Here is a 12,162-nt window from a genome sequence, read left to right as displayed (position 1 = left end):
GATAAAAAAGAAAGGTTAAGAGAAAAAGGAAAGGGAACAGTTAGTGAGCTTCATGCGCCTGGCCGAGATAAATCAGCGTCAGCATCATGAAAATGAAGGCTTGCAGAGTGATCACCAGAATGTGGAAGATCGCCCAGATCGTACCTGCAATGATGTGCCCCACGGGGAGCAACACACCAGAGAGCGACATAGCCGCTGCGCCACCCATCAGGGCAATCAGCATGAACACCAACTCACCAGCGTACATGTTGCCGAACAGTCGCATGCCATGCGACACGGTCTTGGCAACGTATTCAATGATCTGCATGAGCAGATTGACAATGCCGAGGATGACGGCAAAGACAGGATTCTTGGAGGTCCCGAATGGCGCGGACACCAGTTCATGCGCCCAGCCGCCCAGACCCTTGATCTTGACGCTGTAGTACAGGCACAGGATCAGCACGGCAGTGGACAGGCCCAGCGTGGTCGACAGGTCGGCCGTCGGCACTACGCGCAGATAGGCGTGGTGGTCGCCAGTAGCGCCTTGCCACAGCCAAGGCAGTAGATCCACAGGCAGCATGTCCATGGCATTCATCAGGAAAATCCAGACGAACACCGTGAGTGCCAGCGGAGCAATGAACTTGCGCGATTGCGCGTTGTGGATATTGGCTTTGGCCTGGTTGTCCACCATTTCGACCAGCATTTCCACCGCCGCTTGGAAGCGACCAGGAACGCCTGACGTGGCCTTGCGGGCTGCCAGCCACATCACGAAGATGCCCAGCAGGCCCAGGATCACGCTGACAGTGACCGAGTCGAGGTTGACCACCGAAAAGTCGATGATCGACTTTTGCTTGATGTTCTGGAGATGCTGCAAATGGTGAACGATGTATTCACTTGCAGTGGGTGCATTCGCGTCTGCTGCCATCGGACAACTCTTCTTCTCAAATACAAACTGTTATTCGGATCTGGTCAGCAGCCACAGCGCCAACCAGTACGTCTTCATCACCACAACCAGGCCCAACACCAGCGCCAACCAGTTGAGCCCCGGCACCACCAGCGGCGCCAGCAACAGCAGCACCACGGTCAATACCAATTTTGCGATCTCCAAACCAAAGAACCGGACCATGGCAAGATTCTCCTGCCCGGCACCTAGCTGCAATCGTAGCCCACGTGCAAAAAGGGCAGCGGGTATCACTACCGCCGCCGCACCATATGCTACCGACCACAACCACCCGGCCCGCTGCGTGATCAGACCCACCAATACGGCAAGCACAACCCCGACCACCAGCTGCCACTTCACGACACGCACCATCGAAACCGATGGATTGCGCCTGCGCCACTCCGCTGCTTCTTCGGCAGTCAGGGGCTTGAAGTCCGGCTCTTCGGCCTCATGTTTATCTTCCGGAGCACTTGTAGTCATATAGTTTGCCCCTGGAACGACACTAGCCAAAGCCTGCGATTATAAGGATAAACCCGTTGGAATCGGAAAGCGTTTTCGCATGCGCTTGGTTTTTTGCTGCGCGTGAGCGTTTACACAAGCTTGTTTTTTGTAAGATTCGCCTTACAGAATTCTGATGCCAAAGGTGGCATCCTTGCTGACTGCTCATACCCTTCAAGCTTCTGTTTTAATAGCAAAATGACCTCTTCTGAAACGCCCTCCAACACCCCAGAAACTCGCGATGATCCGAACAAGGATTCGCTGATCGAATACCCCTCAGACTTTCCGATTAAGGTGATGGGGCTCAATCAGGACGGCTTTGTCCACACGGTCACCACCATTGCCAAACAGTTCGATCCCTTCTTTGATGCAAGCAAGATCGAGTTGCGCCCCAGTGCCGGAGACAAGTATCTGGGGGTGACCATCACGGTTACTGCCACCAGCCGCGAGCAACTGGACAATCTATACATGGCGCTCACCTCCAACCCCATGGTCAAGGTCGTGCTGTAAGCGCGCTCTGTCACCTGCGCGAACCCTGTCGGCGCATTGCCGCCGGCTTTCTACCCATGCAGACCCGTTTTTTAGGCCTGGCCGACTACACGGCAACCGTGGAAGCCATGCAGCAATTCACGGCCCAGCGCGCCCCCGACGAGCGCGATCAGCTATGGATTTGCGAGCACCCTGCCACATTCACGCAAGGCCTGGCAGGCCTGCCCAGCCATCTGTTGCATACTGGCGACATTCCGGTTGTACAAACCAACCGTGGTGGTCAGGTCACCTACCACGGCCCCGGGCAGGTCGTGGCTTACCCGCTGATCGACTTGCAGCAGGCTGGCTACTTTGTCAAAGAGTACGTATTCCGCCTGGAAGAAGCCGTCATCCGCACGCTTGCCCATCTCGGCGTCACTGGGCACCGCGTGGCAGGCGCCCCGGGCATCTATGTGCGGCTCGATGACCCCTTCTCGCATGCACAATTGCCCCAACGCCCGCAAATGCGCGCTCCGGGCACGCCGGCGCCCGAGCCGATGTTCGACGGCCTGGGCAAGATTGCGGCCTTGGGGATCAAGGTCAGTCGCCATTGCACCTACCACGGTGTCGCGCTGAACGTGAAAATGGACCTGGAACCCTACCGCCGCATCAACCCTTGCGGTTACGCAGGGCTTCAGACGGTCGATCTTTCTACAATAGGCGTCGATGCAAAGTGGGATGAAGTCGCCGCCATCTTGGCCAGCGAGCTGTCCACCCGCCTATCCCCGTGAGACCTGCCATGAGTACCAACGAAGTCGTGCGCGAAGCGCAAACTGCCGACAACTACAACCCGCTTGCCAAGCAAAAAGCGGCTGCCAAGCTGTCGCGCATCCCTGTCAAGGTAGAGCAGGCGCCGTTGCTCAAGAAGCCCGAATGGATCCGCGTCAAGGCTGGCAGCCCCACCACGCGCTTCTACGAGATCAAGGACATCCTGCGCGAAAACAAGCTGCACACCGTCTGCGAAGAGGCCAGCTGCCCCAATATCGGGGAGTGTTTCGGCAAAGGCACCGCCACCTTCATGATCATGGGTGACAAATGCACGCGCCGCTGCCCGTTCTGCGACGTGGGTCACGGTCGCCCTGATCCGCTCGATGTGAACGAGCCCCTCAACCTCGCCAAGACCATTGCACAGTTGCGCCTCAAGTACGTGGTGATCACGAGCGTGGACCGTGACGACCTGCGCGACGGCGGCTCCGGCCACTTTGTCGAATGCATCAAGAACATCCGCGAACTCTCGCCCACCACGCAGATCGAGATCCTGGTGCCCGACTTCCGTGGCCGCGACGACCGTGCGCTCGAGATCCTCAAGGCCGCGCCACCTGACGTGATGAACCACAACCTGGAAACCGCGCCTCGCCTGTACAAGGAAGCGCGCCCGGGCTCTGATTACCAGTTCAGCCTGAATCTGCTCAAGAAGTTCAAGGAACTGCACCCCACCGTGCCAACCAAGAGCGGCATCATGGTGGGACTGGGCGAGACGGATGAAGAGATTCTGCAGGTGATGCGCGACATGCGCGCCCACAACATCGACATGCTGACGATCGGCCAGTACCTGGCCCCATCCAACAGCCACCTCCCAGTGCGCCGCTACGTGCACCCCGATACCTTCAAGATGTTCGAGGAAGAAGCCTACAAGATGGGTTTCACCCATGCGGCCGTTGGCGCCATGGTGCGGTCCAGCTACCACGCGGATCAGCAAGCCCATGCGGCTGGGGTGTAAGAGCACATTTACGGTTTCTACCCGGCGCACCAGCCATTGGCGAAGTAAAAGCGGCAGACATCTGCCGCTTTTGCTTTGTTTCCGAACAAACAGGCTGCTCAAGCGCGCAGCCCGACGGGCATCACCCAGCCGGCAGGTTCAGCCCAACTCGGCACTGCTGTTGACCACTACGGCATACAGATCGCCAATGGTCGCCATGGCGCTCTGGTGCAGTTGCAGTGCAGGCACCGCGCCAGCAGCAGAGCGCAAGGGTCTGGTAGCGCAGGCATTGGCCACCACCGTAGGCTGGTTGCCGCGCAGGAAGGCGCCTTCCGCAGTGAAGGTGACGCACATATGGCTCATGAAGCCGGCAATCACCACCTGCTTGTTGCCAGCAGCATCCACCTCCTGCGCCAAGGTCGTGTTGACAAAGGCGTTGGGTGCGCCTTTGATGACCACGGGCTCATCGGGCAGGGGTGCCACGCTGGGGTGGATCTGGCCGATATCGGTGCGAATATCGTAGGGGCTGCCTTCGCCACCATCATGCATGACATGAATCACCCTGGCGCCTTGCGCACGCGCCTGCGCCAGAAGCTGAGCAGCCGCATCAAGCGCCGCCTGCCAGCCTTCGAGCTCCATCACGCCCCGGGTATAGGTGTTCTGGTAGTCCACCAGAATCAAGGTTGATTGCGCCAGGGTGGCAGGCTGTGGGTTCAATCCTTTGAGTTCGCGTAAAGTGGCAGTGTTCATGGTTTCTCGCTCTGTCCGTTGCAGGAACCGCCCAGTGGCGGGGGATGTGAGGCATCTTAGGCAGCCGCCACCTGCCCAGCAATGCCGTCTTTGCCGCAGAAACCGACATGTCCGCCCTTTCCCCCGAAGAGACCCACATGCTTCCCCCAGAACGCCGGATCGTGATTGTGCTGTTTGACCGCGTAGATCTGCTCGATGTCACCGGCCCGCCCGAGGTGTTTGCCCTGCTGCAGCGCGAGATGGCACAGCCCACGGGCTACCGCGTGCTGCTCGCCGCCGAAACCATGGAGCCCGTCACGACCTCCGCTGGCGTGCGTGTGTTGCCGGATATCGACTTTGCCAGCCTTCGCAACCAAGCCATTGATACGCTGGTGGTACCCGGCTCGGTGGCCATCGACGAAACAGGCCGGGTGCAGGCACTGGCCGATCCAGCAGTTGTGCAATGGGTCAAGGCGCTGGCGTCCCAGTCCAGACGCGTGGCATCGGTCTGCGTGGGAGCGCACATTCTGGCTGCCGCTGGCTTGCTGCGCGGCAAGCAGGCCACCACGCATTGGTCTACCGCCGCACAACTGGCCCATGATCACCCCGACATCGATGTCGATGCTGACCGCATCTACATCCAGCAAGGCCATATCTGGACTGGCGCAGGCCTGACCACCTGCCTGGATCTGGCATTGGCGCTGGTGGCCGAGGATTTCGGCAATCCCCTGGCCCTGCGCGTGGCTCGCCACCTGGTCATGTTTCTCAAGAGGCCTGGCGGGCAAAGCCAGTTCAGCGTGATGCTGGAGCCGCTGTCCTCTACGCGCCGAATGGACGCCTTGCGCCAGTACATCGCGCAGAACCTGGCTCGGCCATTGTCGATGTTCGACCTGGCAGAGCAGATGCATGTCAGCGACCGGCAATTGGCGCGTATCTTCAAGACCGAGTTGGGCATGACCCCCGCTGCCTATCTGGAGGCGGCCCGCGTCGAAGCGGCACGCCAACAGCTCGAAGCCACCGACGCCTCGCTGGAGCGCGTGGCCGAGACCTGCGGCTTCCACACCACCGATACCTTGCACCGTGCATTTCGCCGCAAGCTGGGCACCACGCCCACCGAATACCGCAACCGCTTTCGCACCCAGGCGGACTGAGCAGCGACCCGGACTCAAAGCGGGTCTACGATCTCAGCTCTCCAGCAGCGCTGACGGGTCTTCCGCATCAATGACCTGCTGCGCCCAGCTGGCCAATTGCAGGGTGTTGGCGCGCAGCACTTCCTGCTTGATGGCCAGAATCTGCGCAGGCTGCATGGAGAAACTGCGCAGGCCCAGGCCCAGCAGCAGCTTGGTGGTCGCCACATCCCCCGCCATCTCACCGCACACACACACCTCCTTGCCAGCAGCCTTCGCAGCCTGGATGACTTCTGCAATGAGCCGCAGCACCGCCGGGTGCAGCGGATCATAGAGCTGGGCAACGGCTTCGTCCGCGCGGTCAATGGCCAGCGTGTACTGAATCAGATCATTGGTGCCGATGGACACGAAATCAAAGTACTTGAGAAAGGTGCGCACAGCAAGCGCCGCGGCCGGTATCTCGATCATCGCGCCCAGCTTGACGTGACCCTGCGGGATGCCGCGCTCGCGCAGTTCGGCCGAGGCCTGCTCCACCAGCGCCAGCGTCTGACGTATCTCGCTGACATGTGCCAGCATCGGAAACAACAGCTGCACCGGCCCATGTACGGCGGCACGCAGCACGGCGCGCAGTTGCGTGCGAAACATGTCCGGATCAGCCAGGCTGAAACGGATGGCGCGCAGGCCCAGTGCCGGGTTCAGGTGGTAGTCCTTGGGCTGCGCCTTGTCCAGGGGCTTGTCGGCGCCCACATCCAGCGTACGGATGGTGACGGGCATGCCCTGCATGCCTTCAAGCGCTTCCCGGTAGGCGCGGTACTGCTCTTCTTCGCCGGGCAGCTTGCCGCCCCGGCCCATGAACAGAAATTCGGTACGGAAGAGCCCCACTCCCACGGCACCTGCATTGACCGCTGCGGGGCCATCGCCCGGCTGCTCGATATTGGCCAGAAGCTCAATACGCTCACCATCGATGGTGATCGATGGCGTATCGCGCAGACGCGAAAGGCGCTCTCGCTCCAGGCGAATCTGGCGCTGCTTGAAGCGATACTCTTCCAGCAGAATGGGCGAAGGGTCCACAATGACTTCGCCCGCATCGCCATCGATGATGACCCAGTCATCGGCCCGGATGAGCTGGCTGGCCGTACGGGCCCCCACCACCGCGGGAATGTCCATGCTGCGCGCCACGATGGCCGTGTGGCTGGTCTTGCCTCCCACCGCCGTCACAAAACCGGCAAAAACGCTTTGCTTGAACTGCAGCATGTCGGCGGGCGACAGATCATTGGCGATCAGCACCATGGGCGCGTCATGGCCGCCCTCTACCCAATCCTGCTGGTTTTCACCTCCATCGCCGGCAGGTGCACTGGCGGGCGCCTCCACCGGGCTGGAGACACCCCGCATGTGGCGCAGCACCCGCTCCACCACCTGCTGCAGGTCGCCTTTGCGCTCGCGCAGGTACTCGTCATCCATTTCGTCAAACTGGCGGCACAGCAGCTCCAGCTGTGCGGTCAGCGCCCATTCAGCGTTGTATAGGCGTTCGGTGATCAGCTGGCGCACGCCCAACGAGAGCATGTCGTCCTGCACCAGCATGAGGTGCACATCCAGCAAGGGTGCCAGCTCTTGCGGCGCGTCCACCCCCAGGTCGCTGCGCAGGTGCTGCAGTTCTTCAATGACGGCCAGACGCCCTTTGCGCACACGTTCGATCTCGCGCTCGATCTGCTCGGCCTCGATCAGGTAGTGGGTCACATCCAGATGGCTGGACGCCGCCATCACTGCCCGGCCGATGGCTATGCCCCGGGCCACTGCAATTCCGTGAATGGCAAATGTCATGCTGGATTTCCTCTCTCTGGCTCGGCGCTCGTGCCTGTTCGGCAATGGCTTCATTTATACGCCTGCGCAAGCCCGGTTCACAAGGCAGGGCATATATTTTTGCGAGATTGCCGTGTCACAGCAGCAATGGAGACGAGTTGCGGCGACGCACGCACCATCTCTGCACTCAGAGTCCGAAGCATGGAGCACCCGTCTCCTGGGGATGGCATTGGCCAGCGCACGAGGCACAGGATGCGCTCCAGCACGGCTGCGCATCAGCGGCGCAGGAGTGCGGCTTATTCGCCTTCGCCGAACTTGTCGTTGATCAGTGCAAGCAGCGCATCCATGGCCTGCTGCTCATCGGCGCCATCGGTCTCGATCGTCACATCGGTGCCAATGCCGGCTGCCAGCATCATCACTCCCATGATGCTCTTGGCATTGACGCGACGCTCACCCCGGGTAATCCACACTTCGCAGGCAAAACTGCCCGCCAACTTGGTGAGCTTGGCCGATGCACGGGCATGCAGACCCAGTTTATTGCTGATGGTGACAGTGGTCGTGATCATGGACTCGGGTATTTTGATTTTGTGGCGTGGTCTGGGTCACTTGCATGATGCCCTGGCTGCCGCCGGCGACAGCACGCGCGACCAGACTGTCCAACTCTTCTTTCCGGTAGCACAGCGCGCGCAGCAGCATGGGCAGATTCACGCCTGTCACCAGCCGTGTATCGGTGCGTAGCCTGACCAACTCCTGCGCCACATTGTGCGGTGTCGCGCCGAATACGTCACTCAACACCAAAAGCGGGCCACTGCCGCCTTTGGCAACCAGTGCCTGCGCCTCCTGCAAGGTCACCACTGGATCGGCGCTGGCCTCCACGTCAAACGCCAACACGTGCTCCCCGCTGTCGGGGAATACGTGCGCAGCACACTGCGCCAGCGCATGGGCCAGCGGTGCATGGGCGATCAACAGGATCCGGTTGTTCATCAGAGAAAAAACAATAACATCAACGGTTTTGAAGCAATGCATCACACAAGCTTGGTGCATTGCAACATACTTGCAGTGTAGCGGTTATGTGGCAGCGCAACATTGGTAGTGTTGCTTAGCCCTCAGCGCAAATGCAAACCTTGTACAAAGGTATCACGCGCTGTTGGCGCCACAGGTTGACCAAGCGACAGCACCAGTGCCTGGTAGACGCGGACGCCATTGCCCTCCAGCCTTGCAAACCAGCGCACATCTGCCACCACGGCCCCCCCTTTTGCGTCGCGCCCCTCCCACTCTACCTGCATGGCCTGGGGCAATTCCAGCCCGCCCTTGATCAGAAATGGCACGCCTGCAGGAATGGTGGTCGCAAGCTGCAATTGCTTTTGCAGCGCCTGTTGCCAGCGTTCGAGCACCATGGGTGCGTCCTGCGGCTGCCCGAGCAGCACATGGGACACGGCCCAGGTTGCGCCACCCGCTTCGCACCCCACCATGGACAATGGCATGCGGCCTGCACCCCAGTCCACATCACGAACGGCCTGGTCAGGCTTGCAGGGCAGCATCACCGTAAGCGGCGCGTCCGCGATCGCTACCGTACGCCAGTTGAGCACAGGACTGCAGGCGGCCAGCAGAGCCAGGGCAATGAGGGCACGAAGAAGGCGGCACATGCAGCCATTATCGCCAGTTGCCGGTTTCGGCGACTGCGGCCTGTGAAGAAGCTGCAAACGTTTCGCTATCCAAAAGAGCGCTGCCAGTGCGCTCCCATCAAGCGCCAGAAGGCAAAATCGCCTCACATTCACCCTTCACCCAGGCAAAGACCGCGATGACCACCTTGTGCGGCCATACCGCGCATAATGCATCCGGTGCAGAACTTTCTGCCCCGCTTTTGATCCGACCGCAATGGCCAACAAATCCTCCACCTCATTGATCGCAGGCCTCGTCATCGCAGTGGCGGTGGGCGTGGGTGCCTACGTGTACCACGGCACCGGGCAAGCAGCGGCGCCCGAGAGCCAGTTCGTGCTGCTCAATGGCGCCACCAAGACCACGGCAGACATGAAGGGCAAGGTCACACTGGTCAACTTCTGGGCCACCAGCTGTACCACCTGTGTGGCCGAGATGCCCGAAATCATCAAGACCTACGACAAGTACAAGGACCAAGGCTACGACACCCTGGCCGTGGCCATGAGCTACGATCCGCCCAGCTATGTGGTCAATTTTGCAGAGTCGCGCAAGCTGCCATTCAAGGTCGCGATCGACAACACCGGCAAGATCGCCAAGGACTGGGGCGACATTCAGCTGACGCCGACCACGTTCGTCGTCAACAAGCAGGGCAAGATCGTCAAGAGCTACGTCGGCGCACCTGATTTTGCCGAGCTGCACAAGCTGATCGAAAAGCTGCTCGCGCAAGCCTGACCCGCCTCCAGCCATCCAAGCCGCCTTTGCCCAGGCGGCTTTTTGCTGCCTGTCGCCTCCCTCCATGAACCCATGCGGCAAGAGCGCGTGGGGCCTTTCTATTGCGGTGCAGCATAGGCGGGGCGCTACACTGCCCATTCCTTCATTACGTACCCCGGCCGTGGACAGACCCGAGATAACGCTCATCCATCCAACAAATCCAGAAGAGCTGAAAGCAACACGCGAAATTTTTGTGGAATACGCAGGCAGCTTGGATGTGGACCTGAATTTCCAGGGTTTTGAGGAAGAACTGGCCGAGTTGCCCGGTGAATACGCCGCGCCACGCGGTCATCTGGTACTGGCGCTTGTGGAAGGCGCCGTGGCCGGCTGCTGCGCCCTGCGACCGATCGACGATGTCGACTACGCGAACGCCTGCGAGATGAAGCGCCTTTATGTGCGCAAAGCTTTTCGTGGTTTTGGCCTGGGCCGCCAGCTGGTGGACCACACCTTGACCACAGCGGCTCAGCTGGGTTACGACTGCATATTGCTCGACACCCTGGACAGCATGGAATCAGCCCGCGCGCTGTATGCCGACTTCGGGTTCGAAGAGATTCCGCCGTACTACCACAACCCCATTGCGGGCACGCACTATCTCAAGGCCGAGGTCCGGCTTTGAATAATCAAAAATAATAGCATTCTGCGCAATAGATATGCGCACAGAATGGCATTTTCATGCAACCCCAGATGCATGAAGCAACCTGTGGGTTCACAGTCCGGATACCCACCACATCACCCCGGCGCACACCAGGGCCAGTACCAGCGCCACCAGGCGCGAACCCGCAGTGTCCCGGGACGCTGGGGGCGCAGGCGCAATCGATGCACCGGCCAGTTGCTTGTCTCCGTGGATCATCGGGCGAACGAGTGGTTTCTTGAGCCGCACGATATAGAACACGATGGCTGCGATATGCAGGCTAATCAGGCCCAGCAGCAACCACTGGCCAATGTGGGCATGGTAGTAGGTCGCCTGCCCGGTGGTGGCGCCTGATACAAAGCGCGCCAGCGGCCCGGCAAAGGCAATTTCATCATCACTCATCAAACCGCTCAGCACCTGCGCTGCCAGCAGCACCAACATGGCCAAAACGGCCCAGGCGCCCGTCGGGCTGTGGCCCACGTCATCGCGCACATCCGGTCTGCCGCCCACATAGCCTAACACCCGGCGGGGTGACAGAGCCAACTGCCCAAAGCGCGACCAGTAGCCCCCTGCCACACCCCACAACAGCCGGAACAGCAGCAGTGCCCCGATGGCGTACCCGCAGCGCTGATGCCACAGCATGGCATTGCCGCCAATCTTGACGGTGACAAACGCGCCAATGAAGCACAGCACCAGAAGCCAGTGGAACAATCGCGTGGGAAGGTCCCACACACGGATGGTGGCGTCAACGGGGGTCGTGGAAGTTGTCATGGTCTTGGACTGCGGGATGTGCTACAAAGCGGTCAGCGATCGCATTGTGGAGCACATTCTGGCAGGCTGGCAACCAGCCAGGCACTCCGCGCCATGCACCATCGCCGTGCCACGCAGTCCCCGCGATACCGATAAAAGGACGTCCCCACCATGATGAAAAAACACCCTCTGCTCGCCGCCCTGGCTTGTGCCGTTGCCCTCTCGGGCTTCAGCACGGGCGCTTCTGCCCAGTTTGCCAAGGCTGAAGACGCCATCAAGTACCGCCAGTCGGCCTTGTTTGTGATGGCCCAGCATTTTGGCCGTGTAGGCGCGATGGCCAATGGCAAGGTACCCTTCGATGCCAAGGCTGCCGAGCAGAATGCCGACATCGTGGCCCAGATGGCCAAACTGCCTTGGGCCGGCTTTGACGCTGCACACGAAGGCGGCAAGGCCAAGCCGGAAATATGGAAGGAGCAGGCCAAGTTCAAGGACCTGGCAGACAAGATGCAAGCGGAGACGGTGAAACTGGCAGCCGCAGCCAAAACCGGAGACCTGGACAAGCTCAAGGCCGCTTTCGGACCGGCCGCAGCCAGCTGCAAGGCCTGCCACGACGATTTCCGCAACCGCTGATACCGCGCGGGCCTCCCGGCCTTGTGCAAACCAAGACACCGCAAGACGGACTCTCTTCAGCATGTAGCATGCAGCGCGGCTACTGCGCCTTCAGCCTCGTAAAAAAAGCACGCCTAGGCGTGCTTTGCTATTGATTCAGGACGTCTAGCGCATGGCTGGCAAGCGCTACCAGCCCAAAAGACATGCATCAAGCCTTGGCTTGCTTGAGGATGGTGTCCGCATCGCTGACTTCGAACTTGCCCGGACCTTCCACGTTCAAGGTCACGATCTTGCCGTCCTTGACCAGTGCCGAGTAGCGGTTGCTGCGCAGACCCAGGCCCTTGCCATTGAGGTCCAGCGTCAGGCCGGTGGCCTTGGCAAATGCAGCATCGCCGTCACCGATCATGCGCACCTTGCCTTCGGTGTGCTGGTCCTTGCCCCA

At 60.4% G+C, this 12,162-nt stretch carries 16 protein-coding genes; 7 read left to right on the top strand and 9 right to left on the bottom strand.

Annotated features, from left to right (window positions below):
* Positions 1-40 precede the first annotated feature (40 nt).
* Together atpB and ACH2DG_RS20460 are read right to left on the bottom strand one after the other, a co-directional pair.
* Positions 41-904: a F0F1 ATP synthase subunit A gene (atpB, locus tag ACH2DG_RS20465; protein WP_395028402.1), complete on the bottom strand. Its 864-nt coding sequence runs from the start codon at positions 902-904 to the stop codon at positions 41-43.
* A 30-nt stretch (positions 905-934) separates the two neighbouring features.
* The gene (locus ACH2DG_RS20460; RefSeq protein WP_395028401.1) at positions 935-1,399 is read right to left on the bottom strand and encodes an ATP synthase subunit I; all 465 of its coding nucleotides are present in this window, start codon (positions 1,397-1,399) and stop codon (positions 935-937) included.
* A gap of 216 nt (positions 1,400-1,615) precedes the next feature.
* Here ACH2DG_RS20460 and ACH2DG_RS20455 point away from each other — a divergent pair, with 216 nt between their 5' ends.
* Genes ACH2DG_RS20455 through lipA form a run of 3 tightly spaced genes read left to right on the top strand, consistent with a single transcriptional unit; the run spans position 1,616 to position 3,665 of the window.
* Positions 1,616-1,927 carry a DUF493 family protein gene (locus ACH2DG_RS20455; RefSeq protein ID WP_395028400.1) on the top strand — a complete coding sequence of 104 codons (312 nt, stop codon included), beginning with the start codon at positions 1,616-1,618 and terminating at the stop codon, positions 1,925-1,927.
* A gap of 56 nt (positions 1,928-1,983) precedes the next feature.
* Entirely contained in the window at positions 1,984-2,676 is a 693-nt protein-coding gene (lipB, locus tag ACH2DG_RS20450) for a lipoyl(octanoyl) transferase LipB (protein ID WP_395028399.1), read from the top strand.
* A gap of 8 nt (positions 2,677-2,684) precedes the next feature.
* Positions 2,685-3,665, top strand: a complete 981-nt coding sequence (gene lipA, locus ACH2DG_RS20445) for a lipoyl synthase (protein ID WP_395028398.1) — start codon at positions 2,685-2,687, stop codon at positions 3,663-3,665.
* Between the two features lie 138 nt (positions 3,666-3,803).
* Here the strand turns inward: lipA and ACH2DG_RS20440 are convergent, their stop codons facing one another.
* On the bottom strand, positions 3,804-4,394 hold the full coding sequence (locus ACH2DG_RS20440; RefSeq protein WP_395028396.1) for an isochorismatase family protein: 591 nt from the start codon (positions 4,392-4,394) through the stop codon (positions 3,804-3,806).
* Positions 4,395-4,501: 107 nt separating this feature from the next.
* Between ACH2DG_RS20440 and ACH2DG_RS20435 the strand changes: the two genes are divergently transcribed.
* Positions 4,502-5,524: a GlxA family transcriptional regulator gene (locus tag ACH2DG_RS20435; RefSeq protein WP_395028394.1), complete on the top strand. Its 1,023-nt coding sequence runs from the start codon at positions 4,502-4,504 to the stop codon at positions 5,522-5,524.
* Positions 5,525-5,557: 33 nt separating this feature from the next.
* Here ACH2DG_RS20435 and ptsP read toward each other — a convergent pair whose 3' ends face one another.
* The 4 genes from ptsP to ACH2DG_RS20415 all read right to left on the bottom strand — a co-directional run bounded on the left by ptsP (position 5,558) and on the right by ACH2DG_RS20415 (position 8,946).
* On the bottom strand, positions 5,558-7,321 hold the full coding sequence (gene ptsP, locus ACH2DG_RS20430; RefSeq protein ID WP_395028393.1) for a phosphoenolpyruvate--protein phosphotransferase: 1,764 nt from the start codon (positions 7,319-7,321) through the stop codon (positions 5,558-5,560).
* A gap of 275 nt (positions 7,322-7,596) precedes the next feature.
* Positions 7,597-7,866: an HPr family phosphocarrier protein gene (locus tag ACH2DG_RS20425; protein WP_395028391.1), complete on the bottom strand. Its 270-nt coding sequence runs from the start codon at positions 7,864-7,866 to the stop codon at positions 7,597-7,599.
* Positions 7,835-8,284 (bottom strand): PTS sugar transporter subunit IIA, encoded by a 450-nt coding sequence (locus ACH2DG_RS20420; RefSeq protein ID WP_395028404.1) that lies wholly within the window; start codon positions 8,282-8,284, stop codon positions 7,835-7,837. Before ACH2DG_RS20420 ends, ACH2DG_RS20425 begins: the two co-directional genes overlap by 32 nt.
* A 122-nt stretch (positions 8,285-8,406) precedes the next feature.
* Complete coding sequence (locus ACH2DG_RS20415; protein ID WP_395028389.1) at positions 8,407-8,946, bottom strand: hypothetical protein; 540 nt, start codon at positions 8,944-8,946, stop codon at positions 8,407-8,409.
* A 232-nt stretch (positions 8,947-9,178) separates the two neighbouring features.
* Here ACH2DG_RS20415 and ACH2DG_RS20410 point away from each other — a divergent pair, with 232 nt between their 5' ends.
* Positions 9,179-9,691, top strand: a complete 513-nt coding sequence (locus ACH2DG_RS20410) for a TlpA disulfide reductase family protein (RefSeq protein ID WP_395028388.1) — start codon at positions 9,179-9,181, stop codon at positions 9,689-9,691.
* 160 nt (positions 9,692-9,851) lie between these two features.
* Positions 9,852-10,346, top strand: coding sequence for a GNAT family N-acetyltransferase (locus ACH2DG_RS20405; protein ID WP_395028387.1), 495 nt, complete (start codon positions 9,852-9,854; stop codon positions 10,344-10,346).
* A gap of 90 nt (positions 10,347-10,436) precedes the next feature.
* On the opposite strand, the gene ACH2DG_RS20400 is transcribed toward ACH2DG_RS20405, so the two are convergent.
* Positions 10,437-11,132, bottom strand: a complete 696-nt coding sequence (locus tag ACH2DG_RS20400; protein ID WP_395028385.1) for a cytochrome b/b6 domain-containing protein — start codon at positions 11,130-11,132, stop codon at positions 10,437-10,439.
* A gap of 153 nt (positions 11,133-11,285) precedes the next feature.
* On the opposite strand from ACH2DG_RS20400, the gene ACH2DG_RS20395 reads away from it, so the two are divergent.
* Entirely contained in the window at positions 11,286-11,741 is a 456-nt protein-coding gene (locus ACH2DG_RS20395) for a c-type cytochrome (RefSeq protein ID WP_395028383.1), read from the top strand.
* A 187-nt stretch (positions 11,742-11,928) separates the two neighbouring features.
* Here the strand turns inward: ACH2DG_RS20395 and ACH2DG_RS20390 are convergent.
* The coding region (locus ACH2DG_RS20390; RefSeq protein ID WP_395028382.1) for a redoxin family protein at positions 11,929-12,162 on the bottom strand (234 nt) is incomplete at its 5' end.

Source organism: Comamonas odontotermitis (genome assembly GCF_040396735.1).
Taxonomy (GTDB): Bacteria; Pseudomonadota; Gammaproteobacteria; order Burkholderiales; family Burkholderiaceae_C; genus Comamonas; species Comamonas odontotermitis_C.
The sequence above is the reverse complement of the archived record's forward strand: the minus strand, read 5'-3'. Positions and strand labels throughout refer to the sequence as shown.

Excerpts from the sequence above, each read along its gene's own strand:
- ptsP (WP_395028393.1), bottom strand. The coding sequence starts at position 7,321 with ATGACATTTGCCATTCACGGAATTGCAGTGGCCCGGGGCATAGCCATC.
- ACH2DG_RS20410 (WP_395028388.1), top strand. The coding sequence starts at position 9,179 with ATGGCCAACAAATCCTCCACCTCATTGATCGCAGGCCTCGTCATCGCA.
- ACH2DG_RS20420 (WP_395028404.1), bottom strand. The coding sequence starts at position 8,284 with ATGAACAACCGGATCCTGTTGATCGCCCATGCACCGCTGGCCCATGCG.
- ACH2DG_RS20460 (WP_395028401.1), bottom strand. The coding sequence starts at position 1,399 with ATGACTACAAGTGCTCCGGAAGATAAACATGAGGCCGAAGAGCCGGAC.
- ACH2DG_RS20440 (WP_395028396.1), bottom strand. The coding sequence starts at position 4,394 with ATGAACACTGCCACTTTACGCGAACTCAAAGGATTGAACCCACAGCCT.
- atpB (WP_395028402.1), bottom strand. The coding sequence starts at position 904 with ATGGCAGCAGACGCGAATGCACCCACTGCAAGTGAATACATCGTTCAC.
- ACH2DG_RS20435 (WP_395028394.1), top strand. The coding sequence starts at position 4,502 with ATGTCCGCCCTTTCCCCCGAAGAGACCCACATGCTTCCCCCAGAACGC.
- lipB (WP_395028399.1), top strand. The coding sequence starts at position 1,984 with ATGCAGACCCGTTTTTTAGGCCTGGCCGACTACACGGCAACCGTGGAA.
- ACH2DG_RS20425 (WP_395028391.1), bottom strand. The coding sequence starts at position 7,866 with ATGATCACGACCACTGTCACCATCAGCAATAAACTGGGTCTGCATGCC.
- ACH2DG_RS20455 (WP_395028400.1), top strand. The coding sequence starts at position 1,616 with ATGACCTCTTCTGAAACGCCCTCCAACACCCCAGAAACTCGCGATGAT.
- ACH2DG_RS20415 (WP_395028389.1), bottom strand. The coding sequence starts at position 8,946 with ATGTGCCGCCTTCTTCGTGCCCTCATTGCCCTGGCTCTGCTGGCCGCC.
- ACH2DG_RS20395 (WP_395028383.1), top strand. The coding sequence starts at position 11,286 with ATGAAAAAACACCCTCTGCTCGCCGCCCTGGCTTGTGCCGTTGCCCTC.
- lipA (WP_395028398.1), top strand. The coding sequence starts at position 2,685 with ATGAGTACCAACGAAGTCGTGCGCGAAGCGCAAACTGCCGACAACTAC.
- ACH2DG_RS20400 (WP_395028385.1), bottom strand. The coding sequence starts at position 11,132 with ATGACAACTTCCACGACCCCCGTTGACGCCACCATCCGTGTGTGGGAC.